Source organism: Pseudomonas sp. NPDC089996, assembly GCF_044748405.1.
In the GTDB taxonomy this organism is placed as follows: Bacteria; Pseudomonadota; Gammaproteobacteria; order Pseudomonadales; family Pseudomonadaceae; genus Aquipseudomonas.
This window is the reverse complement of sequence record NZ_JBIVGA010000002.1, coordinates 394,805-418,711: the sequence shown is the minus strand read 5'-3', so window position 1 is coordinate 418,711 and position 23,907 is coordinate 394,805. Positions and strand designations below refer to the sequence as shown.

Below are 23,907 nucleotides of genomic sequence, written 5' to 3'. Positions count from 1 at the left end.
TGTCTGGTATCAGTCGAAAAGCACGTCGGCACTCTGTGCCACACCGGCGGCATTGCCGGCCCACAGCTGGGCCTGGCCGGGTGCGCTGATGCGCCCGGCCACTTCGAACGGGGTGGGCACGGTCAGCGGGCGCACGCCGCGGTAGGCGAAGTGGCGCACGTGCTTGCCAGGGTTGGCGCGGATGAACGCACGCAGGTTCAGGGTGGCGATCATCGGGCCGTGCACCACCAGGCCGGCATAGCCTTCGGTTTCGCTGACGTAGGGGAAGTCGTAGTGGATGCGGTGGCCGTTGAAGGTCACGGCGGAATACCGGAACAGCAGGGTCGGCGTCGGCGTGACTGCCTCGCTCCAGTCGGCCGGCGCATCGGCTGCGGCGCTGTCGAGCTTGGGCGGGTTGGGCTCACGGTAGACGATGTCCTGCTCTTCACGCACGCACAGCTGGCCGTGCTGCGAGTAGTCGTGACGCACGGTGACGAACAGCAGCGCGCCGGTGCGGCCGTGCTTTTCCTCGATGTGCAGTATGGTTGACAGGCGATGGGCTTCGGCGCCGACCTCGAGCGGGGCGATGAACTCGACCCGGCCGCCTGCCCACATGCGGTTGCGGTTGTCGGCCGGGGGCAGGAAGCCACCGCGTGCCGGGTGGCCGTCCGCCCCCAGTTGCGATTCGGCCAGCGGCTCCTGGAAGAAGCACCACATCCACAATGGTGGCAGTGGTTGGCCGACGGCGGGTGCGGATTCACCGAAAGTGGCGGCGATGCGCTTGATCAGGTTGCGGCTGAGCTCATCGACGGCCTCTTCCGTACGGCCGATCCAGGCGCTGTAGTCGATGGGCGGGTGGGAAGCAGTCATAACCGTGGGCCTCTGCATTTGTTGTTATGGGCCGATCATGCGAGGCGCCTGGCATTCTGTGAATTTGCATTTGTATAAGGCAGCGTTCATGTATGCTGAACGCCATGTTTTTGCCTGTGCTGGCCTCTTCGCGGGCAAGCCCGCTCCCACAGAGAGGGTGCAGCCCTCGACTGCGGCGCTGTCTCTGTGGGAGCGGGCTTGCCCGCGAAGAGGCCGGTAGCCATAAGCGGAGCTTCGAATGCATTTTGATCTGGCAGACCTGCGGCTTTTCATCCATATCGGCGAATCACCGAGCCTGACCCAGGGCGCACGCCGGGCATTTCTCTCACCGGCCGCCGCCAGTGCACGGATCAAGGCCCTGGAAGCCCAGCTCGACACGCGCCTGCTGTACCGCGACAGCCGTGGCGTGGAGCTGACCCCGGCCGGGCACAAACTGCTGATGCATGCCCGCCTGATCATGCGTCAGGTCGATTATCTGAAAGCCGAGTTCGCCCAGTTCGGCACCGACTCGGCCGGGCATATCCGCATCTTTGCCAACACCACCGCCGTCACCGAATTCCTGCCCGAAGTGCTGGCCGGCTTCATGGCCAGGCGCCCCGGGGTGACCGTCGACCTGCAGGAGCGCCTGTCGCGGGACATCGTGCGCGGTGTGCTCGATGGCAGCAGCGACATGGGCATCATCGCCGGGCCAGTGGAAGCCAGCGGCTTGCAGGTGATGCACTTCAGCACCGACCGCCTGGTGCTGATCGTGCCGGCGGGCCATGAACTGGCAAAGTGCAAGACGGTGTCGTTGAAGCAGACCCTGGACTTCCAGCATATCGGCCTGCACGACGGCAGCACCTTGCTGAGCTTCCTGCGTGACCATGTCGAGCGCATGGGGCTGAACCTGTCGCTGCGCATCCAGCTGTCGAGCTTCGAGGCGATCTGCCGGCTGGTGGAGGCGGGGGTGGGCATCGGTATCATCCCCGAGTCGGCGGCACTGCGGCACAGCCAGACCATGGAGTTGGTGACCATCAGCCTGGATGAGCCATGGGCGGTGCGCGAACGGAGCATTCTGGTGCGTGAGCTGGAGGCGCTGCCGGGGGCGGTGCGGGCGTTGATTGCGACGTTGATGCCAGAAGCTTGAGGCTGGCTGGGGCGGTGACGCCGAAAGAAATATCAAAGTCCCAAGGTAGGCTCGGCGTCCTTGAACCAGAGGCGTGCGCCTTGGGGCCCTGCGGATGCGTGCAAGGGCGTGCCTGCTGGCAGGCGTATCCAGCTCAGCGGCTGAAGGCTGAACTCGGCGCCGTCCAGGCTGCCTTGCAGGAGCAGGCATTCCAGGCCGCGAGGATTCTCCAGGTGAATAGCGGCGCCGGGTTGCACAGGCTTGAGACACACCTGTTCATGGGCGTTGGAAAACAGTAGTTGGTCGCCCTTGGCCAACAACGTGGCAACCAGCTGCTGGTCATCTTCCGGATGAAACTGCTGCAGGCGGACGAAGATCGTGCAGCCTTCGCTCGACTTCGGCGCGTGGGCGCTGCCTGGCGGGTTGCGTACATAGCTGCCAACCGGATAACGGCCGCGCTCATCCTCGAACACGCCTTCCAGCACCACGAATTCTTCGCCGCCAGGGTGCTGGTGGGCGCTGAAATGACTGCCAGGGGCATAACGCACCAGGCTGGTGGCCCGGGCCTTCTCGCCGCCGATACGAAACAGCGGGCGGCGCTCGACGCCGGGCAACGGGCTGGCCAGCCAGGGCAGGTCGGCACCGTGCATGATGGCGGGCAGGGTCAGGTCGGCGTTCAGGCGGTCCGGGAGCAAGGTAGTATTCCTGGTGGTTGGTTGGTTCCTGTGCCGGCCCTTTCGCGGGTGAACCCGCTCCCACAGGATTGCACAGCGTTAGAATCTTGCAATGTACCTGTAGGAGCGGTTTTACCCGCGAAATGGCTGGCACAGGCATCCGCCCATGATCAGATGTTGTGGGATCTTGATAAAGTCTCCAAAACACCACCAAAACAAGAATCTCCCTCAGAGGTGACAACACCATGAGTGTCCGCACTACAGCCATTGCCGGTCAAGGCAAACAGTTCTGGCTATGGCCAGCCCTGTTCAGCCTGGTGGCCTTCGCCGCCAACTCGATTTTCTGCCGCCTGGCCCTACGAGACGGGGCGATCGATGCCGAGTCGTTCACGGTGGTGCGCCTGGCCAGCGGGGCGGTGTTTCTGCTGCTGCTGATGCGTCTGCGCAAGCCGGGCGTTGCCCTGGGCGGCAGCTGGAAGGGCGGGCTGGCGTTGTACCTCTATGCCTACCTGTTCTCGGTGGCCTACCTGCAACTGGGCGCTGGCGTCGGCGCCCTGGTGCTGTTCGGCGCGGTCCAGATCACCATGTTCGCCTTCGCCTGGTTCAGGGGCGAACGCCTCAGCGCACGCACGTTGCTGGGCATGCTGATCGCGTTTGCCGGCCTGGTCCTGTTGCTGCTGCCCGGTGCCGAAGCGCCGCCGCTGCTCAGCGCCCTGGTGATGGCGACCTCCGGTGTGGCCTGGGGCGCCTATACACTGCTGGGTAAAGGTTCGCCCGATCCGCTGGCCGACACGGCCGGGAACTTCATTCGCAGCCTGCCCATGCTCGTGGTCCTTGGCGTTGTCATGTTGGCGCTGGCGCGGGCGCATGTCAGCCCGGCAGGCTTGCTGTATGCCCTTGCTTCGGGGGTATTGGCTTCGGGGGCGGGCTATGCCGTCTGGTACGCAGTGGTCAAGCAAGTCTCCGCCCAGCAGGCGGCGACGATGCAGCTCAGCGTGCCAGTCATCGCCGCGCTGGGCGGGGTGCTGCTGATTGGCGAGCCGATGTCGCTGCGCCTGCTGCTCGCCTCGTTGGTGGTGCTGGGTGGCGTGGCGCTGGCGCTGCTGCCGGCCAGGGCAGGTTAGAAGAAACTGCGCTGGGCCTTGAGCGTGACCATGCTTTCGCAATAAGTGTTGATGCCGGCATAGGCCTCGCAGCCGCTGCCGCTGAGGTCGGAGTTGCTGTAGATCAGGTTGAGGTCGATACCCAGCCATGGCCGCGACAGCTCCAGCGACCAGTCGGAAAAGCCGTCGATCTGGCTACCGTCGCCGATGGTGAAGGGCGTACCCAGGCGGTGGTGAGCAAGCTTGACGGTCAGGTCGACATCGAACAAGGGCAAATGGCCGAAGTCGGCGAACAGGGTACCGGTGCGGTTGTCCGGGTTATCGCGCCAGGCGCCGCCGAAGCGGCTGCCGAGCACCGAGATGCCGCCGTACAGGGCGTAGCTGTCGGCGCCGGCGATGTTCGGCTGGCTGTAGTGGATCAGCCCCACCTCATAGCCCAGGGTGCTGTCGAAGTGGTGCTTGTAGCCGGTGTAGCTGTCCAGGCGCAGGGTGGAGTCGGGCGTCACGCCCATGCTCGGCGCGTACTGGCCGAGGTACCAGCCGCTGGTGTGGCTGAGGTCGAGGCCACCATGAAAGGCGCCCATCGCGCTCGGCGAAATCAACCCCTGGGCCATGCTGCGCGAGGGTGTGGTGCCGAGCTTGAAGTCGAAATCGCCCAGTTGGCGCTGGATCTGTTGCGCATGCAGTGCCGGGCTCGAGAGGAGGGCCGCAGTCAGCAACAGAAGGGGCCTGGTCATGCTCACCGTCCTGGAAGGCTTGCTGTTGAGCGGGCAAGGATACCCCTGTCAGGTGGGCTTATGCCAGCGCGTGGCGGTCAGGTGGGGAGGGGTTCGGCGATCTCGATCAGGTTCAGGTCCGGATCGCGCACATACACCGAGCGGATCGGGCCGGTGGCGCCGGTTCGTTGTACCGGGCCCTCGATGATTGGCCATTGCGCCTCGTGCAACCGGGCAATCACCGCTTCCAGGGGAATACTGGCGATGAAGCACAGGTCCAGCGCGCCCGGCACGGGCAGGTGAGCCTTGGGTTCGAACTCGTGACCACGCACATGCACGTTGATCTTCTGGTTGCCGAAGCGAAACGCCAGGCGGCCGGCACCGAAGGTTTCCCGTTGCATGCCCAGCACGCGGGTGTAGAAGTCGCAGCAGGCGTCGACGTCGATGGTGGTCAGTACCAAGTGGTCCAGGTGGTCGATCATTGGGCGGCTTCCGTGAGGGGGATCCATCGCCGTGTTCTAGCTCACTCTGTCTGGCCAGTGCAATCCGCCGCTTCGACGTGAGCTATCAACCTTTGATGGCTGGCAGCGCTTCACGGGTCTCGGTGATCACCTGCTGGCTGGCGGAACGTTCGATGACCCGCTTGCGCAGTTCGTATTCATCCAGCGACAGTGCCTGGCGTTGAATGGCCTCGAGTTGCAACTGGCGGGTTTCCTCGGCGGTGTAGGGGCGCAGCTCGGGGTGGCTGGCGCAACCGGTGAGCACGGCGATGGCGGTGGCGGTGAGAGCAGCGAGCAGCAGGCGGGCCGTGGTGTTCATCGGGGGAAGCTCCAGGATTCGGGCGGTGGGAATCGATGGAGCTAGGTTATTGATTGCGGCCGATGGGTAGAAATTGGTGTTGTCGATAGTGACTATCGAGGTTGCTGCGAGGATTGCGCAATCCGCTGTGGTAACTGGCTCGTCGGTGGTGGGCCGCAAAGCGGCCCTCCCATTAGTGCCCAGTGGCCGGCCAATACAACAGTTTTCATGGGTATTCTTCTGGCGCCGGTGCGGTGCGAGACTCGAGGTCCATTTCGGTGGGCCACTGCACTTTGGGTGCGCGTTGCTCGAAAGGATTGGAGTAAATGCCTTCGTTCCAGTCCCAAGGCGGATTGACGAACTCAGGCAGAGCTTCTGCACCTTCTTGCATAAAAACCCTGGCGATGGCCCAGTATTGCTCGCCCTTTTCAATGTCGTCGGTAAAGTAAATTCGGTCGATTACCTCGTCGGTACCGGGTTTACAGACTGAAATCATTATTTTCTCCTTTAGCCCGCCATAGCCCATGGGCGCATATCCCCGGTATGCCTCTGCGGTGAGATCATCCCAATCATAAACGACTGGCTTAATTCCCCAGTTAGCCCGCCCGAATGGACGTAGTAAGTCATGTCTATACTGATAAAAATAGACCTTGCGACGCAATTTGTTGAAGCGGATTGGTTCGTTGCACGGGAGCTCTAGATCCATTCGGATGTAGGGTGGGATAATCAAAAATGCGATTAATAATATAATTATTGAAATACCTGAAATTCTTAAGTCGAACTTTCCGTCCCATGCGATATTTGCATAAGTTAATAATAATGTTCCGATTGTAACTATCAAGAGGGTCAGTGCGCCTAGCGCTGTGAGTATGCCTCTGGTCTCTACCGTGTTTCGAGGGAGTTCTATATGATTGTTATCAATGTGATTGGGTGGCGGGTTCAGGTGTGCAGTGCGCGCTTCCAATTGAGTGGGTGCGTTAGGTGAGGGTAGGTCGTATTTCCAGCCAAAAGCACGGTGCGGTATGTTCATTGGTGTTCATCCTGAACGGCAATTTCAGAATAGGCGGAAAAGATGTTTCGGTCAGGCCAGTACACTATGAATAAAGATGCGGCCAAAATGTTGTGGGGGCCAATTTCTGGTGCTAACTCGATGCTGCCCACAAATGTTTTGTTAGCGCAGATACCATCGCCGTAGGCGGGGGCCTCAGAGTTTTCGTTGATTACTATGCTTTTGGAATTGTAGTCAGGGAACTTTAATGGCTTGTTTGGCTTGAGTGACATGTGATTCGAAGTTCTAGTTGTAATTGTCGGGGCGAAGTGGTTGTCATAAGTAATGACCTCGCCTCCAGTATAGGCTGGAGCGTTACCGTCGCCATGTCGGTGAAATAGAAGAACCCATTGATAGCCAGATGTTTGTTCGTTGAAGCGGGGTAGTGTGATTTTAAATTTAAGCTTTCGGCTGATCTCGATGTTGACGAGTCCTCCGATCTTGGAGGCGCTTTTGGGGTCTCCCGCTGTTGCCTCGAATCTTACGCCGCCATCCAAGCCCAATATGGCTGCATTCAGTTCAGCCAGAGCAATGTCGATATGATCTGATGAATGCCAATGGATTTTGGGTGATTCATTTGCGTTCCCGAAATAACAGCGTCGAGCCCATTGCTCTAATGGGGTGGACTCACTCTGTCCGGCAACTTTGAAGAGTGAATATGTAGCTAAACCCAGTGCGATGGCAATTCCTAGGACTCCCCAGATCGAGGCGCTGAGCACGGCGACTACTGCGGTGGCGGTGCCAAAGGCGCTGACTATTGCGGAAGCTAAATAGTATCTCGCTGCGATTGTATCGCCCGCTCTGTAAGTACGATTTGCCGAAGCCAGGGCTTGCATTGATTCGAATAGTCCTGCTGTCGCGCTGATTATGGCGCCAAATCTGGCGACTGTGCGGCCGACAGAAAACTTGTTGGGAGTACTTGGCTTGTGAGCCATTAAAAGCCCTGTGAGTTCTATTCCGCTGCCTAGCAAGCCCACGGTCGACCCATACAAAGCGATCAAGGCTTCACCCGACTTGGGGCCAATCTCCTCTTGCGCTTTCTTCAGGTTTTTACCAAGGCTGTCGCTCAATAAGTAAAGGCTGCCCAACGAAAGCAGCAGCTCCCAGCCTTTTCCCGCTCCTCGTAGCCCGGTAAAACTGTCCCGCACCAACAGCGAAGCCTGCCCCGCACTGATCTTCATGCCATTCAGTTTCTTTCGTGCATCCAGCTCCAGCGTCCCGGCTGCTACCTTGATTTCTACCAACGCCATCTGCGCCGCATCATTCAGCTGATTGACATTCAGCTTGACCTCCCTGGCCAAGCGCTCATGCAGCTCGTGCGCCGTACCCTCGACCCAGACGCTGACCGGAATCATCTGGTGAGCGATTTTCGGGTCGAGCACCGCCAGGCTCAGCAGCCCGGTCTGGATGATCGGCTTGACCTTGGCCATCGGTTTGAAAATCCCGGCCTTCACCTCTTCGAGGTCCGGCATCATCTCTGCCCGCGCCTTGGCCAGTTTCTCGCTGGCTCGGTTCTGCAGTTCACGCAAGTGCGCACTCTGCAAGGCGTAGTACTCGCCTAGCTTCATCTGCACCTGTAACTCGATCAGGTGCACGCCGTTGTAGACCCGCTGACTGGCACTGTTCAGGTGGCGAACGACGTGCTGGATGCCGGGGTCGAGTTGCGCCTGCAGGCGCTGGCTGGCGGCGTTGACCGACCCCTGCAGTTCGGTGATGGCCTGCTTGAGCGAATCGCGCATCTGCAGGCCGAAGTCTTCACTGCTGATGAACTTGCTCAGGGCCGAGTAGAGTTTTTCGCTGTCATTCCAGTGGGTCGGCTCGGTCGACGAGAAGCTGGGCAGCAGCGCGGCCAGCAGCGCCTGGTCACGCAGCAGTAGGGCGCGGTAGGGTGGGCTGTTCGGGGCCTGCAGCCATCCCAGCCACAGCGCTTCGCTGGTGCCGGGGGCTGGCGGGGACGGCTCCGCACTCGCTCGTACAGCCTCGGTGATCCCGCCTGCCAGGCACGCGGCCATGGTCTTGCTGTAAGCGATGCCTGATTCGCGGTCCCGGCCGTCGTAGTCGTGCCGTTCGATCAGCGCGAAGGCCGCGCTCTCGCAGAGTGTCGCGTAGGTGCCGGCATGCTGATCGATGAAAGCCTGGAAACGGGCCTCCTCTTGTTCATACTCCGCCTGGAACGCCGCACGTCGGGGTTCGTCATAGCGCTCCTCAAGTTTCTTGTCGCTTTCTTGCTGAACCCTCTCGACCATGCGCTGGCGCTCCACCTCGGGAGCGACGAACACCGGTGGCCCGTCGCCGGTCTGTAGCTCGAACGTCGAGGGTACTTTCTGCGCCGCCCATTCGCGCTGGGTAGCGCGGATGATCTGCAGGATTTGCGAGGTTTGCAGCTGGTAGGCACGTAGCGGGTCCTCGCGCCAGGCCTGGCGCTTGACCACCCAGTTCAGGCGCTGGTGGTTGTATTCCTGGATCAGGCCGACCGTGTCGTTGATCACCACCGCGAGCACACCGTTCTCCAGCTTGTGCTGGGCGATGGCGTTGGTCAGGTACCCGCGCAGGGCGGTCTTGCGCAGGAACCGGCTGTGAAAACCATGAGCGCTGTCGAACGGACCGTTAAGCTGCTGGGCATATTCGAATACCTGACGGTCAACCTGAAGATTGTCCGGGGTCATGGCCAGGCCCAGCAGCTCAGGATTGTTGCGCGCCTGGATCAGGTCCAGGCCCTCGAAGCGGTGCGCGGGGCCCCGGCCGCTTTTGTAGGCCTGCAGCACGCTGACCGGCCAGGGATCGCTGGAAAACGCCAGCCAGGCCGAGCCGTAAGTGTCGGTGTCGATGTTGAGGAAGGACGACGGGATGTCATGGTCCTCATGCACGCAGTACTCGGGCAGGGACGGTGGCGGCCCTGGATTAGGTTCGTAGGGATCGAAGCGACGCAGGTGACCTTGAGCAGTGACTTCGTAGGCATGCCAGATGCGCTGGTCGAGCAGCACGTAGAGGTAGCCGCTGCGCAAGGTGCGCAGGCCCATGCGGGTTTGTGTGACGGGGTCGCTGCCGGGTCGGGTATCGGGGACCACGGCGCGTCGCAGGGGGAGGATGGGCAGGCCCTGGCGCTGGCAGGCTTTGCAGGGGCTCATGAGGAAGTCGACTTCGGCGACTGCATTGGCAATGTCTTGAGTGATGCTCATGGCGATTTCAGGCTCTATCAAGGTGAGTCTGAACACTATCGAGGAAGCAATTCTCAGAGGAGTTGAACCCTTCCTAAAACCTCGTAGGAATTTTCGTCATATACCCATCTGCCGATGCCTTGCCGAAGTAACTAAACGTGCGGGCCGCCAAGTAGTTCAAAGCATCAGTGGTCGAAACCCGCACCTTTGCTACCCTTAACCCACGCCGGCAACTGCCTGGCCTGCAACTCATCCATTTCACGCGGTATGACCAGATGGGGAACTGCGATGCGCATGCCCTTGTTGTGCGTCCTGTCAGTGGTGTTGTGCCTTAACGGTGTTGCGAGCCTGGCGTTGGCCGAAGACGTAAAAGCCCCCGACCCGGCGCCTGCCGAAGCCAAACAGGCTGTGTTCAATCAGGAGCAGCTGGACCAGATGCTGGCGCCGGTTGCCTTGTATCCCGACCCGCTGCTGGCACAAGTGCTGATGGCCTCGACCTACCCGGGTGAGGTGACCGAGGCGGTGGCCTGGTCCAAGGCCAACCCGAAGGCCAAGGGCGATGACGCGGTCAAGCAGGTGGCCAACCAGACCTGGGACCCGAGCGTGCAGGCGCTGGTGGCGTTCCCGCAGGTGCTGGTCATGCTCGGTCAGGACCCGGCCTGGGTTCAGCGGCTGGGTGATGCCTTCCTGGCGCAATCCGATGATGTGATGGCCAGCGTTCAGCGCCTGCGCCGTCAGGCACAGGCAGCTGGCAACCTGCAGAGCAACCAGTACCAGAACGTCACGGTGCAGGCCGCGCCGGCAGCGGCGCCCGCCAGTTCGGGCGGGGACCAGGGCGCACCGGCCAGCAGCGCGTCGACCAGCACCATCATCATCCAGCCTGCCGACCCGCAGGTGGTGTACGTGCCCACCTACAACCCGACCACCACCTACGGCACCTGGGCCTATCCTGCCTCGCCGCCGGTGTATTACCCGCCGTCGCCCTTGTACTACGCGGGTTCCGCGCTGATGGCCGGGCTGGCATTCGGCACCGGCGTGGCGATCGTCAACTCGCTGTGGGGCGACTGCGACTGGGGCCGCGGCGATGTCGATATCGACGTCAACCGCTACAACAACATCAACGTCAACAACCGCATCACCAACAACCAGAACAAGTGGCAGCACAACGCCGTGCACCGCGATGGCGTGCCTTACCGTGACAACCGCAGCCGCCAGCAATTCGGCCGCCAGCTCGACGGGGCCAGCCAGCGCGCCGCGTTCCGCGGCGATGATGCCCAGCGTGCCCAGGCCCGTGACCGGGCCCGAGCCTCGATGGACCGTGCAGGTATCGAGCGCCCCGCCACCAGTAACCGCGAGGCCCTCAACAGCGCGCGCCAAGCCCGTGCCGAAGGCGGTGCGAACAATGCGCGCCTTGCCGAGCGCCGCGCGGAACCACGCACTACCCGTGACCACCAGCAAGCGCGCAACCAGCTCAACCAGCTCAACCAGCACCGCCAGGGTGAAGGCCAGGCCCGTCAGGCCTTGCACAACCGCCAAGGGAATAGTGCTGGCAGGGCCCGCAACAACGCCTTCGACGGGGTCCGTTCTCCGTCGCATACCTTGGCGCAGGCCAACCGCGGTCGTACCAGCCAGTCATTCGCCCAGCGGCCCCACACATCGCGTGCAGCAGGGCATCAAATTTCCCGGCCCAGTGCGCCGATGCGTCGCGGTGGTGGAGGTGGCCGTCGATGAACAAGACAACCCTGGCAGCACTGTTGATCAACCTGGGCCTGACCTGGACCCAGCTGGCCGCCGCGCAAGAGGCCTTCCCCACCCCGGAAAAAGCGGTCGAATCGTTCGTCCAGGCACTGGGCGTCGAGCACGCCGACGAAGCGCGCCTGGCTCAACTGCTCGGTGATGACTGGCGCACCTACATCCCCCGTGGAGGCGTGCAGCGCAGTGACGTCGATGCCTTCCTGCAGGCGTATAATGCCGAACACCAGATCGAACAGAAGAGCGCCAGCCAGGCCATTCTGGCCGTGGGCCCGGAGCACTGGACCTTGCCCATCCCGCTGACCAAGGCCAGCAACGGCTGGCGCTTCGACCTCAAGGCCGGCAGCGCCGAAATCCGCGCCCGCCGCATCGGCCGCAACGAGCTCGCCGCCTTGCAGTCGGTGCTCGCCTATCACGACGCGCAGATGGACTACGCCTCGCAGGACCGCAACGGCAACGGCACGCTGGAATATGCCCGGCAGATCTTCAGCACGCCCGGCAAGCACGACGGCTTGTTCTGGGAGGACGAGGAGGGCGGCCAGATCAGCCCGCTGGGGCCGCTGTTCGGCAATGACGTCGTGGGTGACGACTGGTACGGTTACCACTTCCGCATCCTCGATGGCCAGGGCCCGTCCGCGCCGGGCGGCGCCTACAGCTACCTGATCGGCAACCAGATGAGTCGCGGCTTCGCCCTGGTCGCCTGGCCTGCGAAGTACGCCGATACCGGGGTGATGAGCTTCATGATCAGCCATGACGGGCAGGTGTTCGAGAAGGACCTGGGGCCGCAGGGCGACAAGATTGCCAAGGCCATGAAGCGCTTCGACCCGGATGACAGCTGGAAAGAGGCGGACGTCGATGGCAACGAATGATGGCCGGTCAGCGCCATTCGCGGCAGCCTGGGTGAAAACTACCCAGCGCTGTTCCGCTTTGGTGCGGGCTCGCCTCAAAACAGGTCTTTTCGCACAGGTTTGTTCAGGCAAGTCGGCCTGATAGTGTGCAGGTTGAACAGGGATGTTTGTGCCGCTTGCCTGCAAATCTGCCGTTTGCCGCAGTTGGCAAAAGCGGCCCGCATATTGCTCCCTGCTGTCGCAACGACAACCCGGAGCACCGTGCCATGAGCTCACCCACCGAATTCCCGCTTTGCGAAGCCCCACGCTCATCGCGCAAGGGGCTGTTGCCCATCGCCATGGTGCTGTTCAGCTTTACCTTCTTCACCGGCACCATGTTCGCCGGCGGCAAGCTGGGCATGGCCTTCGACTTCGTCGACATGCTGTGGGTCGCTGCCATCGGCAACACGTTGCTGGCGCTGTATGCCGCAGCGCTGGCCTTCATCGCTTCGCGCAGCGGCTTGAACACCGTGCTGATGGGGCGTTTCTGTTTCGGCGAGGCGGGCAGCCGGCTTTCCGACTTCATCCTGGGCTTTGCCGAACTGGGCTGGTATGCCTGGGGCACGGCGACCGTGGCGATCGTGCTGGTCAAGCTGCTGGGCCTGGCCGGCGGCTATACGGTACCGTTGATGGTGCTGTTCGGTCTGGGCTTCAGCATCACCGCAATCATCGGGTTCAAAGGGCTGGACCTGCTGTCGCGGGTGTCGGTGCCGCTGATGTTCGCGCTGCTGCTGGTGTCGATGTACATCGCCACCACCGATGCCGGTGGCTTTGCCGGGCTGGCGGCGGTGGTGCCGCACGAAACCATGACCTTCTCGGCAGCGGTGACCATGGTCTTCGGTACCTTCGCCAGCGGCGCCACCCAGGCCACCAACTGGACCCGGCTGTCGCGCAGCGGGCGAGTCGCGGTGGTGGCCAGCATCGTCGCCTTTCTGCTCGGCAACGGCCTGATGGTGGTGGCCGGGGCCTGGTGCGCGATGGTCTACCAGCAGGCCGACATCGTCGAAGTGATGATGCTGCAAGGCCTGTCGTTCGCGGCGGTGGTGATGCTCTGCCTGAACCTCTGGACCATCCAGGGGCCGACCATCTACAACGTATCGGCAGCTGCCTGCCACCTGCTGCGCAGCGAGCGTCGGCGCACCGCCACGCTGGTCGCGGCGGCGGTGGGCATCGTGCTGGCGATCGGTGGCATGTATGAAATGCTGATTCCGTTCCTGGTGCTGCTGGGTTCGATCATTCCGCCTGTGGGCGGGGTGATCATGGCCGACTTCTGGTACAGCCACCGTGGCAAGTACCCGGCCCTGGCCACGGTGAAACTGCCGCGCTACAACCTCATGGGGCTGGGTGCCTATGCGCTGGGTGCGGTGCTGGCCTATGCCTCGCCCTGGGTCGCGCCGCTGGTGGGCATTGGCGCTTCGGCCCTGTGCTACATCGTCATGCTGGAACTCAGCGGCCGACGCCGGGCCCTGGGCCAGGCGGGCATCGAACCGTGAGCCTGGCGCTGGACGAAATCCTCCACCTGCCGGGTCTGCAGCAGATGAGCGTACGTGCGGGGGGGCGCAACCTGCAGCGGCGGGTGCGCTGGCCCTACGTGGCGGAAAACGAAGGCATTGCCGAGTGGGTAATGGGGGGAGAGCTGGTGTTCGTCACCGGCATCAACCACCCGCGTGGCGAGGCCAACCTGCTGAGCCTGGTCGAAGACGGGGAGGCCGTGGGCATTGCCGGGATGGTGATCCTCACCGGCGGCGCTTTCATCCAGGTGATCCCGCCAGCAGTGATCGCCCATGCCGAGCAACTGGGTCTGCCGTTGATCGAGCAGCCTTACGCCCTGAAGATGGTGGTGGTTACCCACCTGATCGGCACTGCCCTGGTGCAGATGAACCAGGTGCGCCGATCGCGCAACGACATCCTTGCCCAGTTGCTCAGTGGCGACTATCCAAGCCTGGCCATCGCCCGCCAGCGTGCTGCGCACCTTGAGCTGGCACTGGATGAGCCGCGCCGGGTGGTGGCGCTGCGCCTGCTGCACGTCCAGCAGCTGTTCGAGCGCCACGGCCTGGCCCAGGGTGAGCGCCTCTGGCAAGCTACCCGGCAGGCACTGGAAGACCAGCTCGAAGCCTGGTGTCGCGAGCGGCCGGGGACGGTGACGGCGCAGTTGCCGGGCGACTTGCAGGTAGTGCTGCTGGCCGATGCCGCCGGCCTGCCGGCAACCCTGGCGGCGCTGCATCGGCAATTGAGCGTGGCAGCAGGGGAGCTGACACTGTACATGGGCCTGTCCAGCCTGGCCGGTGATTGTGCGCACTACCGTCAAGCACTCAGCGAGGCGCGCCAGGCCCTGCAAGTGGCGCAGCACCTGCACCCGGCAAATGGCTTCTGCGATTTCAGCGAGCTCGGTGTGTTGCGCCTGCTGCAAGGCATTGTCGACCGCTCGCTGATCGACGATTTCGTCGCCCAGACCCTCGGCTCGCTGGTCACTCCCGGGCGCAAGCAGCCGCATGTGCTGGTGCACACCCTCGACGCCCTGCTCAAGGAAAACGGCAACGGACTCAAGGCAGCCCAACGCCTGGGCCTGCACCGCAACACCGTCAACCAACGCATGCAACGTATCGAACAACTGAGTGGGCAATCCCTCGACGACCCGCTGTTTCGCATGAACGCGTCCGTCGCCATGCTGGTATGGCGCATGAACGAAGACCAAGCCAAGGAGTAACGTCATGAACATCATCAATGCCCGCCTGCGTGGCAAGTCCGGCCTGTTCCGCATCGAGCTGAACGGCGAGCGCATTGCCGCCATCGCGCCACAGGCCGACGTGGCCGCCCTGTCCAGCGCGGATGACCTGGATGCCCGGCAGAACCTGGTGGTGGCGCCTTTCGTCGAGCCGCACATCCACCTCGATGCCACCCTCACGGCCGGTGAGCCGAAGTGGAACATGAGCGGCACCTTGTTCGAAGGCATCGAGCGCTGGGCCGAGCGCAAGGCAATCACCACCCATGACGACATCAAGACCCGCGCCAAGAAGACCATCGGCATGCTGGTGGACCATGGCATCCAGCACGTGCGCACCCACGTCGACGTCACCGACCCCAAGCTCACCGCGCTCAAGGCCATGGTCGAGGTGCGCGAGGAGGTGCGCCATCTGGTCGACTTGCAGATCGTCGCCTTCCCCCAGGAGGGCATCGAATCGTACGCCAATGGCCGCGCCCTGATGACCGAAGCGGTGGCCATGGGCGCCGACGTGGTCGGCGGCATTCCGCATTTCGAGAACACCCGTGACCAAGGCGTGTCGTCGATCAAGTTCCTCATGGACCTGGCCGAACGTACCGGCTGCCTGGTGGACGTGCATTGCGATGAAACCGACGACCCACAGTCGCGCTTCCTCGAAGTGTTGGCCGAAGAGGCGCGGGTGCGCGGCATGGGGGCGCGGGTGACCGCAAGCCATACCACGGCCATGGGCTCCTACGACAATGCCTACTGCTCCAAGTTGTTCCGGCTGCTGAAGATGTCGGGTATCAACTTCGTCTCGTGCCCCACCGAAAGCATCCATCTGCAAGGGCGCTTCGACACCTACCCCAAGCGCAGGGGGCTGACCCGCGTGGCCGAGATCGACCGTGCCGGGATGAACGTGTGCTTCGGCCAGGACTCCATCGTCGACCCGTGGTACCCGCTGGGCAACGGCAACATCCTGCGCATACTCGAAGCCGGGCTGCACATCTGCCACATGCTCGGCTACGAAGACCTGCAGCGCAGCCTGGACCTGATTACCGACAACAGCGCCCGCACCCTCAACCTTGGCGAGCGCTACGGCATCGAGGTCGGCCGGCCGGCCAACCTGCTGCTGCTGTCGGCGCCGGATGACTACGAGATGGTCCGCAGCCAGGGCCATGCGCTGGTGTCGGTGCGCAACGGCAAGGTGCTGATGCGGCGCACGCCGGCGCAGGTCGAGCGCTTTGCCTAGCGCCCGAGCAATTGCCCCACCAGCCATTGCCCGGCGGGCCCCAGTGCCTGCTGGCGCGACCACGCCACATCCATGGCCACCCGCCGCGGGTAACCGGCCATGGGCAACTCCACCAGGCCACTGCCGAAGCGCGCCACCAGCGCCTTGGGCAGTTCGGCCCAGCCAAAGCCGCGCACGGCGAACTCCAGCAAGGTCAGGTAGTCCGGTGCCGACCAGGCTTGGCCGTGACCATGGGGCAGGCTCGGGGCGTAGGTCTTGATGTACAGCTGGCGTTCGTTTTCCAGGTGCTGCGGTTGCAACGCCGTCAGCTTCGCCAGCGGGTGTTCGCTGCTGACATAGAGGCAGAACTCCGCCTGCTCGGGCAGGCGTGCCACGCTGACATCGGCCGGGTACCGGTCCTGGGCGGCAAGGATGCCGATATGCGCCAGGCCTTGCTGCACCAGGTCGATCACGTCGGCGTCCTCGGAGGGGCCGCAGCGCAGTTCGGTGTGCGGGTAGTGCTCGGCAAAGCGGCCCATCGCCGCACTCTGGAAGGTCACGCTGTAGCTGTCGGACATCACCACCGACACCAGCGGTTCGACCTGGTCAGCCAGGCGCACGGCCAAGGCATCCAGTTTGGCGCTGGCATCAAGGACCGCCTCGACCTGTTTCAGCACCTGATGGCCGGCGGCATTGAGCGTCGGGTGGCGGCCGGTGCGGTCGAACAGCGGGCAGCCGATGTCCGCCTCGAAGTTGGCGATGGCGATGCTGATGGTCGACTGGCTCTTGCGCAGCTTGCGCGCGGCCGCAGAGAACGAGCCGAGGGCGGCGGCTTCGACGAAGGCGACGAGGGCTTCGGGGGAGTAGCGCATGGGTATCGATATAAGCCATGGACGGAATGCCACGAGTATCGATGCCAACAAAGTGGGAGGCAAGCGTGGACCGAATGCGGCCTTGCGGCCGCATTCGGTCAGGTGTCGCGGATCACTTGATCAGCGGCACACCACTGAGCTTCTGCAACTCATCGAAGTCGATGTCAGCGCAGATCTCCACCACTTTCAGGCCATCGGCAGTCACTTCCAGCACGGCCAGGTCGGTGTAGATGCGGCTGACGCAACCGATGCCGGTCAGCGGGTAGGTGCACTCCGGCACCAGCTTGCTTTCGCCGGACTTGGTCAGGTGGTCCATCATCACGAACACCTGGCGCGCGCCCGTGGCCAGGTCCATCGCACCGCCCACGGCAGGGATCGAACCTTCGGCGCCGGTGTGCCAGTTGGCCAGGTCGCCCTTGACCGACACCTGGAAGGCGCCCAGTACGGCGATGTCCAGGTGGCCGCCACGCATCATCGAGAACGAGTCGGCGTGGTGGAAGAAGGCGCCGCCGGTGAGCAGGGTCACGTGCTGCTTGCCGGCGTTGATCAGGTCATCGTCTTCCTCGCCCGGTGCTGGGCTTGGGCCCATGCCCAGCAGGCCGTTCTCGCTGTGCAGGAACACTTCCTTGTCGCCCAGGTAGTTGGCCACCAGGGTCGGGGCGCCGATGCCCAGGTTGACGTAGGCGCCTTCCTGGATGTCTGCGGCCACGCGTTGGGCCATCTCGGTGCGGGAGAGCTTTTTGGTGATGGTCATGGCAGGCCTCAGACAGCGTTGGCGATCGAAGAAGCGCCAGCGCCGGAAACGGCAACCACGCGCTGGACGAAAATACCCGGGGTGATGATGTGCTCCGGGTCCAGTTCACCGAGCTCGACGATCTGGTCGACCTGGGCGATGGCGGTCTTGGCGGCCATGGCCATGATCGGGCCAAAGTTGCGCGCAGCCTTGCGGTACACCAGGTTGCCCCAACGGTCACCCTTGTGCGCCTTGATCAGCGCGAAATCGGCATGCAGCGGCATTTCCAGCACGTACTGGCGGCCGTCGATCTCACGGGTTTCCTTGCCTTCGGCCAGCAGGGTGCCATAACCGGTCGGCGAGAAGAATGCACCGATGCCTGAGCCTGCTGCGCGAATACGTTCGGCCAGGTTGCCTTGCGGTACCACTTCCAGCTCGATCTTGCCGGCGCGGTACAGTTCGTCGAAGACGTAGGAGTCGGATTGGCGCGGGAACGAGCAGACGACCTTGCGCACGCTACCCGCCATCAGCAGGGCAGCCAGGCCGATCTCACCGTTGCCGGCGTTGTTGCTGATGATGGTCAGGTCGCGGGCGCCGGTGGCGATCAGCGCATCAATGAGCTCGGACGGCATCCCGGCAGTGCCGAAACCGCCGACCATGATGGTCGAACCGTCGGTGATCCCTTCCACCGCGCTGGCGATGGACTCGTACGTTTTATTGATCAAAGCGTGCTCCTGGTTCTTCCTGGAGTATGGATTTTCGACCTGGCCGCGTGCTGACGCGGTGGGGCCATTCAGCGCTTGGCGTTGTGTGCTGACTTGGCTATAGCGTGCCGCAATACCGTGCAACAGTAGAGGGGGCGGAGAGGAATTTGTGCGATTACCGAACTATTGTGCGATTTCTGAGCGGTTCGGATGGCGTGCGATCAATCGGATGCAAACGAGGGGCGTTCCGCGAACCAGGCCACCGCCAGCGCCTTGAACGCTTCCGCCGAAGGCGTCAGCGGATAGCGCTGATCGTGCGCCAGGACGATGCTGTGGGTTGGCAATTTCTCCTCGGTCGGCCGGCACACCAGCGCTTGGCCATCGTAACTACGGTCACCAAATGGCCGGGTATAGATCAGCGCGACGCCAAAGCCATTGGCGACGAGGCTACGCTGCAGCTCGAAGGTGCGCACACGGTGCACAACGGCGGGTGAAAGGTCGTAAAAGCTGAACAAGTCCAGCACGTGCTGCCAACTCTGGGCTTGATCGGTGACAACCAGCGTGTATTCGGCGAGCGCCTTGAGGCTGACACGCGGCTCCTTGGCCAACGGGTGATCGGCCGCCAGCAGTACCTGAGCAGTCAGCTGGCACAGCTCGGTGGTCTGCGTGTTCGGTGGCAATCCCAGGTCGTAGGTGATTGCCAGCTCGATCGCCCCCTCACTGAGCCGCTTGCCCACATAGTCGAAGCTGCCATCGCGCATGTCGACCGTGACCCTCGGGCAGGACTCCTGCATGCGCCGCACGATTTGCGGCAGGCAATAGGGCGCCAGGTCTTCAAAGCAGCCGACGACCAATTCGCCGACACACTCGCCGGCATTGGCATTGATCTCGGCAAAGGTCTGAGCCTCTGCCAGCACACGGCGTGCCTGGACCATGACAGTACGGCCGAATGGGGTCAGCGATATGCCGAGGCCCCGCTGGCGTATGAAGATGGCTTGACCCAGCACTTCCTCCAGCTCGGTGATGGCCGCCGAGATGGAGGGTTGCGAAACATGAAGCTCCATGGCGGCCGTCGTCAGGTTTCCGTGCTTGGCCGCTGCGAGTGCATAGCGCAATTGCCGCAGTGTGAACTTCATAGGTTTTTCCGTTGTGATGCATCAGGACTTATTATTTCTTCCTTTTTTGAGGTTGTGAAATATTTCTCCCGTGCACATGTTCTTGTTCGGGAGCGTCACAATGACAATTACAAAAGCTCTGCTTGCCACAACACTTTCTTTCGGGATGCTGGCGTCCGCGGGCGCCAGCCAGGCGGCCGGTTGGTGCGAGTCTGGCAAGCCGGTGAAATTCGCCGGTTTGAACTGGGAAAGCGGCATGCTGCTCACTGACGTGATGCAGTTCGTGCTGAAAAACGGTTATGGCTGCGAGACCGACAGCCTGCCGGGCAACTCCATCTCCATGGAAAACGCCCTGAGCAGCAACGATATCCAGGTGTTTGCCGAAGAGTGGGTAGGGCGCAGCGAGGTCTGGAACAAGGCAGCGGCCGCCGGCAAGGTGGTTGGCATTGGGGCGCCGGTCAATGGCGCAGTCGAAGGCTGGTATGTGCCGCGCTATGTGATTGAAGGCGATGCCAAGCGCAAACTCGAAGCCAAGGCACCGAACCTCAAGAGCATCGCTGACCTTGGGCAATACGCCGAGGTCTTCAAGGACCCGGAAGAGCCGGACAAGGGGCGCTTCTACAACTGCCCGGCCGGCTGGACCTGCGAGCTGGACAACAGCGAAATGCTCAAGCGTTACGGCCTGGAAAACACCTACACCAACTTCCGCCCGGGCACCGGCCCGGCACTGGATGCCGCCGTGCTGTCGAGCTACAAGCGTGGCGAGCCGATCCTCTTCTATTACTGGTCGCCAACCCCGCTGATGGGCCAGGCCGACCTGGTCAAGCTGGACGAGAAGCCCGGCGTGGATAAATCCGTGACCATCAAGGTCGGCGTGTCGAAGGCCTTCCACGAGCAGGCGCCTGAACTGGTGGCGGTGCTGGAAAAGGTCAATCTGCCGATCGATCTGCTGAACCAGAACCTGGCGCGCATGAGCAAAGAGCGTATCGAGTCGCCGGAGCTGGCCAAGTTGTTCCTCAAGGAGCACCCCGAAGTCTGGCACAGCTGGGTCAGTGAAGACGCAGCCAAAAAGGTCGACGCGGCACTCTGAGGGTGTGGGCGGGCCCGGCGCCTGCCGGGCCTGCCCCACAGCAGTCCGCTTCACGCACTTGCTCGAGAGAATTCCATGTTTCCCAAAAACTTCACGTTCTCCATTGCCGACTGGGTCAATGGCTGGGTCGATGCGCTGGTTATCAACTATGGTGACGTGTTCCGGCACATCTCCGACACCCTGTTGTGGGCCATCGTCAACCTCGAAGGCCTGCTGCGCGCAACACCTTGGTGGCTGATGCTGGCCGTCGTCGCCGGTATTGCCTGGCACGCCACCCGTAAAATCGTACCCACTGCGGTGATCGTCGGCTTGCTCTTCCTGGTCGGTGCGGTAGGCCTGTGGGACAAGCTGATGCAGACCCTCGCGCTGATGCTGGTGGCCACGCTGATATCGGTGCTGGTCGGCATTCCGCTGGGCATCCTGTCGGCGCGCAACGATCGCCTGCGGGCAGTGTTGATGCCGCTGCTCGACATCATGCAGACCATGCCCAGCTTCGTGTACCTGATTCCGGTCCTGATGCTGTTCGGCCTGGGCAAGGTGCCGGCGATCTTCGCCACCGTCATCTATGCCGCACCGCCGCTGATTCGCCTGACCGACCTGGGCATTCGCCAGGTCGATGGCGAGGTCATGGAGGCGATCAATGCCTTTGGTGCCAACCGCATGCAGCAACTGTTCGGCGTGCAGCTGCCACTGGCGTTGCCGAGCATCATGGCCGGTATCAACCAGACCACCATGATGGCCCTGTCGATGGTGGTCATCGCGTCGATGATCGGTGCCCGTGGCTTGGGTGAGGACGTGCTGGTCGGCATCCAGACCCTGAACGTGGGCCGCGGCCTCGAAGCGGGCCTGGCCATTGTGATTCTGGCGGTCGTGATCGACCGCATTACCCAGGCCTATGGCCGGCCACGGCATGGGGTGGGCAAATGAGCACCAAGCAGATGATGAACAAGATCGAAGTCAAGAATGTCTTCAAGATTTTCGGTGCTCGCGCTGAAGATGCCCTGAAACTGATCCGGCAGCAGAAAGCCAAGGATCAGGTACTGGCCGAAACCGGCTGCGTGGTTGGGGTCAACGACCTTTCGTTGTCCATCGGCAGCGGTGAGATCTTCGTGATCATGGGGCTGTCGGGCTCGGGAAAATCGACCCTGGTGCGCCACTTCAACCGCCTGATCGACCCCACCAGCGGCGAGATCCTGGTCGATGGCGAGGACATCCTGCAATACGACATGCACGCCCTGCGCGAATTCCGCCGGCGCAAGATCAGCATGGTGTTCCAGAGCTTCGGCCTGTTGCCGCACCGCACCGTGCTGGACAACGTCGCCTATGGCCTCAAGGTCCGTGGCGAGAGCAAGGCCATGTGCGTCGAGCGTGCCTTGCACTGGATCAGCACCGTGGGCCTCAAGGGTTACGAAAAGTCGTACCCGCACCAGCTGTCGGGCGGCATGCGTCAGCGTGTCGGCCTGGCCCGTGCGCTGGCTGCCGACACCGACATCATCCTGATGGACGAAGCCTTCAGTGCGCTCGACCCGCTGATTCGCGCCGAGATGCAGGACCAGTTGCTGGAACTGCAAAAGACCCTGCACAAGACCATCGTGTTCATCACCCACGACCTCGATGAAGCGGTGCGTATCGGCAACCGGATTGCCATTCTCAAGGACGGGCGCCTGATCCAGGTCGGCACACCGAAAGAAATCCTCTACCAGCCTGCGGACGACTACGTCGATCGTTTCGTGCAGCGCCGCGTAGCTTCGCTTTAAGGAACCGCGTGTATGTCGTTTGCCGAAAGAATCATCATCGCCGATGCGCCCGTTCGCTGGCAGGACGTGGTGGCCGTGGCACGGCATGGGGCGAAGCTTGAGCTTGCCCCATCGGCCTGGGCGCGGATCGAGAATGCCCAGGCGATTGTCCAGCGCATCGTTGCCAGCGGTGAACGCGCTTATGGCGTCAATACCGGGCTTGGCGCCTTGTGCAACGTTTCGCTGCAGGACGAACAACTCAGCCAGCTGTCGCGCAATACCCTGCTCAGCCATGCCTGTGGCGTGGGTGCCGCACTGTCGGACGAACAGACCCGGGCGATCATCTGCGCAGCGGTCATCAATTTCAGCCAGGGCCGCTCAGGCCTTCAGCGCAAGGTGGTCGAGGCGCTGCTGACCCTGCTCAACCAGCACATCACCCCGCAGGTGCCGAGACAGGGGTCGGTGGGGTACCTGACCCACATGGCCCACATCAGCATCAGCCTGCTGGGCGTCGGCCAGGTCAGCTATCGGGGCCAGGTCGTGCCGGCGCAGCAAGCCTTGGCCGAGGTCGGCCTGGCACCGGTCAAACTGGGTGCCAAGGACGGCCTGTGCCTGGTCAACGGTACCCCGTGCATGACCGGCCTGAGCTGCCTGTCGCTGGACGACGCCACGCGCTTGAGCCAATGGGCGGACGTTATCGGGGCCATGAGCTTCGAAGCCCTGCGCGGCCAACTCGATGCCTTCGACCCTGAAATCATCGCGATGAAACCGCACCCCGGCATGCAGCGTGTGGGCAGAAACTTGCGCCGCCTGCTCGATGGCAGCGAAGTCATTGCCAGCAGCCATGGCATTCGCACCCAGGACGCCTTGAGCATTCGCTCGATCCCGCAGGTTCATGGTGCTGCGCGCGATCAGCTGGAGCACGCAGCACGCCAGATCGAAACCGAACTCAACTCCACAACCGACAACCCGATGTTGCTGGGTACGCCCGAGTCGTATCGGGTGGTTTCCCAGGCGAATCCACACGGCCAGTCGGTGGCCATGGCCGCCGATTTGCTGGCCATCGCGGTGGCCGAGATCGGGGCGATTGCCGAGCGTCGTCTCGATCGCCTGATCAACCCGCTGGTCAGCGGCTTGCCGGCCTTCCTGGTCAGTCACCCGGGGGTCAATTCGGGGATGATGATCGTCCAGTACGTGGCCGCTTCACTGTGCGCAGAAAACCGCCAGCTGGCACAACCGGCGGTGATCGACAACTACGTCACCTCCGGGCTGCAGGAGGATCACTTGAGCATGGGCACCAATGCCGGGTTGAAGCTGCACCGCGCCCTGGAGAACTGCACGCAGATCCTCGCTATCGAATACCTGTTGGCGGGTCAGGCATTCGAGTTCCTCAAGGCGCAGCGCTTTGGAGCAGGTACCGACGTCGCCTGGCGGTTGCTGCGCGAACGGGTGCCAGCGTATGCGCAGGACCGTTGGCTGGCGCCGGATATTGTCAGCAGTGCAGCGATCTTGAAGGATGCCGGCTTGCTGGCCGCTGCATTCCCAGACTTGCAGTAACGAATGTATTGATAAAATCGATAGCTGCCATGTCGCGAGTATCAGTTCCATCAACGAAAATGTGAGCCACGACGTAAT

The 23,907-nt window shown here is 62.6% G+C and carries 22 protein-coding genes; 11 read left to right on the top strand and 11 right to left on the bottom strand.

The window, feature by feature from the left end:
- Positions 1-9: 9 nt before the first annotated feature.
- On the bottom strand, positions 10-849 hold the full coding sequence (locus ACIPW4_RS04805; protein ID WP_400655290.1) for a MaoC family dehydratase N-terminal domain-containing protein: 840 nt from the start codon (positions 847-849) through the stop codon (positions 10-12).
- Between the two features lie 238 nt (positions 850-1,087).
- Between ACIPW4_RS04805 and ACIPW4_RS04800 the strand changes: the two genes are divergently transcribed.
- Entirely contained in the window at positions 1,088-1,975 is an 888-nt protein-coding gene (locus tag ACIPW4_RS04800; protein WP_400655287.1) for a LysR family transcriptional regulator, read from the top strand.
- 32 nt (positions 1,976-2,007) lie between these two features.
- On the opposite strand, the gene ACIPW4_RS04795 is transcribed toward ACIPW4_RS04800, so the two are convergent.
- Positions 2,008-2,649, bottom strand: coding sequence for a cupin domain-containing protein (locus ACIPW4_RS04795; protein ID WP_400655286.1), 642 nt, complete (start codon positions 2,647-2,649; stop codon positions 2,008-2,010).
- A 224-nt stretch (positions 2,650-2,873) separates the two neighbouring features.
- On the opposite strand from ACIPW4_RS04795, the gene ACIPW4_RS04790 reads away from it, so the two are divergent.
- Entirely contained in the window at positions 2,874-3,752 is an 879-nt protein-coding gene (locus ACIPW4_RS04790) for a DMT family transporter (protein ID WP_400655284.1), read from the top strand.
- On the opposite strand, the gene ACIPW4_RS04785 is transcribed toward ACIPW4_RS04790, so the two are convergent.
- From ACIPW4_RS04785 to ACIPW4_RS04765, 5 genes are all read right to left on the bottom strand, one after another.
- Entirely contained in the window at positions 3,749-4,468 is a 720-nt protein-coding gene (locus ACIPW4_RS04785) for a TorF family putative porin (protein ID WP_400655282.1), read from the bottom strand. The two genes, ACIPW4_RS04790 and ACIPW4_RS04785, sit on opposite strands and share 4 nt — an antisense overlap.
- Positions 4,469-4,545: 77 nt before the next feature.
- Complete coding sequence (locus ACIPW4_RS04780; RefSeq protein WP_400655280.1) at positions 4,546-4,929, bottom strand: VOC family protein; 384 nt, start codon at positions 4,927-4,929, stop codon at positions 4,546-4,548.
- A gap of 85 nt (positions 4,930-5,014) precedes the next feature.
- Complete coding sequence (locus ACIPW4_RS04775) at positions 5,015-5,266, bottom strand: hypothetical protein (protein WP_400655278.1); 252 nt, start codon at positions 5,264-5,266, stop codon at positions 5,015-5,017.
- A gap of 205 nt (positions 5,267-5,471) precedes the next feature.
- Positions 5,472-6,275: a DUF6708 domain-containing protein gene (locus tag ACIPW4_RS04770; RefSeq protein ID WP_400655276.1), complete on the bottom strand. Its 804-nt coding sequence runs from the start codon at positions 6,273-6,275 to the stop codon at positions 5,472-5,474.
- Positions 6,272-9,472 (bottom strand): T6SS effector BTH_I2691 family protein, encoded by a 3,201-nt coding sequence (locus ACIPW4_RS04765; RefSeq protein WP_400655274.1) that lies wholly within the window; start codon positions 9,470-9,472, stop codon positions 6,272-6,274. Before ACIPW4_RS04765 ends, ACIPW4_RS04770 begins: the two co-directional genes overlap by 4 nt.
- A gap of 267 nt (positions 9,473-9,739) precedes the next feature.
- Here ACIPW4_RS04765 and ACIPW4_RS04760 point away from each other — a divergent pair, with 267 nt between their 5' ends.
- The 5 genes from ACIPW4_RS04760 (at position 9,740) to codA (ending at position 16,043) form a co-directional block, all read left to right on the top strand.
- Positions 9,740-11,182 carry a DUF3300 domain-containing protein gene (locus tag ACIPW4_RS04760; protein ID WP_400655272.1) on the top strand — a complete coding sequence of 481 codons (1,443 nt, stop codon included), beginning with the start codon at positions 9,740-9,742 and terminating at the stop codon, positions 11,180-11,182.
- Complete coding sequence (locus ACIPW4_RS04755; protein WP_400655270.1) at positions 11,179-12,072, top strand: DUF2950 domain-containing protein; 894 nt, start codon at positions 11,179-11,181, stop codon at positions 12,070-12,072. The genes ACIPW4_RS04760 and ACIPW4_RS04755 overlap by 4 nt, the downstream gene beginning before the upstream one ends.
- Positions 12,073-12,317: 245 nt before the next feature.
- Complete coding sequence (codB, locus tag ACIPW4_RS04750; RefSeq protein WP_400655269.1) at positions 12,318-13,583, top strand: cytosine permease; 1,266 nt, start codon at positions 12,318-12,320, stop codon at positions 13,581-13,583.
- A complete protein-coding gene (locus ACIPW4_RS04745; protein WP_400655268.1) occupies positions 13,580-14,797 on the top strand; it encodes a PucR family transcriptional regulator in 1,218 nt (405 codons plus the stop codon). Before codB ends, ACIPW4_RS04745 begins: the two co-directional genes overlap by 4 nt.
- A gap of 4 nt (positions 14,798-14,801) precedes the next feature.
- Entirely contained in the window at positions 14,802-16,043 is a 1,242-nt protein-coding gene (gene codA, locus ACIPW4_RS04740; RefSeq protein ID WP_400655266.1) for a cytosine deaminase, read from the top strand.
- Here the strand turns inward: codA and ACIPW4_RS04735 are convergent.
- The 4 genes from ACIPW4_RS04735 to ACIPW4_RS04720 form a co-directional block, all read right to left on the bottom strand.
- Complete coding sequence (locus ACIPW4_RS04735) at positions 16,040-16,894, bottom strand: LysR family transcriptional regulator (protein ID WP_400655264.1); 855 nt, start codon at positions 16,892-16,894, stop codon at positions 16,040-16,042. The two genes, codA and ACIPW4_RS04735, sit on opposite strands and share 4 nt — an antisense overlap.
- Positions 16,895-17,006: 112 nt before the next feature.
- Positions 17,007-17,648 carry a 3-oxoacid CoA-transferase subunit B gene (locus ACIPW4_RS04730; protein ID WP_060507495.1) on the bottom strand — a complete coding sequence of 214 codons (642 nt, stop codon included), beginning with the start codon at positions 17,646-17,648 and terminating at the stop codon, positions 17,007-17,009.
- A gap of 8 nt (positions 17,649-17,656) precedes the next feature.
- Positions 17,657-18,352, bottom strand: a complete 696-nt coding sequence (locus ACIPW4_RS04725; protein WP_400655261.1) for a 3-oxoacid CoA-transferase subunit A — start codon at positions 18,350-18,352, stop codon at positions 17,657-17,659.
- Positions 18,353-18,552: 200 nt separating this feature from the next.
- The gene (locus ACIPW4_RS04720; RefSeq protein WP_400655259.1) at positions 18,553-19,467 is read right to left on the bottom strand and encodes a LysR family transcriptional regulator; all 915 of its coding nucleotides are present in this window, start codon (positions 19,465-19,467) and stop codon (positions 18,553-18,555) included.
- 100 nt (positions 19,468-19,567) lie between these two features.
- Between ACIPW4_RS04720 and ACIPW4_RS04715 the strand changes: the two genes are divergently transcribed.
- The 4 genes from ACIPW4_RS04715 to hutH all read left to right on the top strand — a co-directional run bounded on the left by ACIPW4_RS04715 (position 19,568) and on the right by hutH (position 23,829).
- On the top strand, positions 19,568-20,536 hold the full coding sequence (locus ACIPW4_RS04715) for an ABC transporter substrate-binding protein (RefSeq protein ID WP_400655256.1): 969 nt from the start codon (positions 19,568-19,570) through the stop codon (positions 20,534-20,536).
- A gap of 75 nt (positions 20,537-20,611) precedes the next feature.
- Complete coding sequence (locus ACIPW4_RS04710) at positions 20,612-21,463, top strand: ABC transporter permease (protein ID WP_400655255.1); 852 nt, start codon at positions 20,612-20,614, stop codon at positions 21,461-21,463.
- A complete protein-coding gene (locus tag ACIPW4_RS04705; protein ID WP_400655253.1) occupies positions 21,460-22,293 on the top strand; it encodes a glycine betaine/L-proline ABC transporter ATP-binding protein in 834 nt (277 codons plus the stop codon). Before ACIPW4_RS04710 ends, ACIPW4_RS04705 begins: the two co-directional genes overlap by 4 nt.
- 12 nt (positions 22,294-22,305) lie before the next feature.
- Entirely contained in the window at positions 22,306-23,829 is a 1,524-nt protein-coding gene (gene hutH, locus ACIPW4_RS04700) for a histidine ammonia-lyase (RefSeq protein WP_400655251.1), read from the top strand.
- Positions 23,830-23,907: the final 78 nt, after the last annotated feature.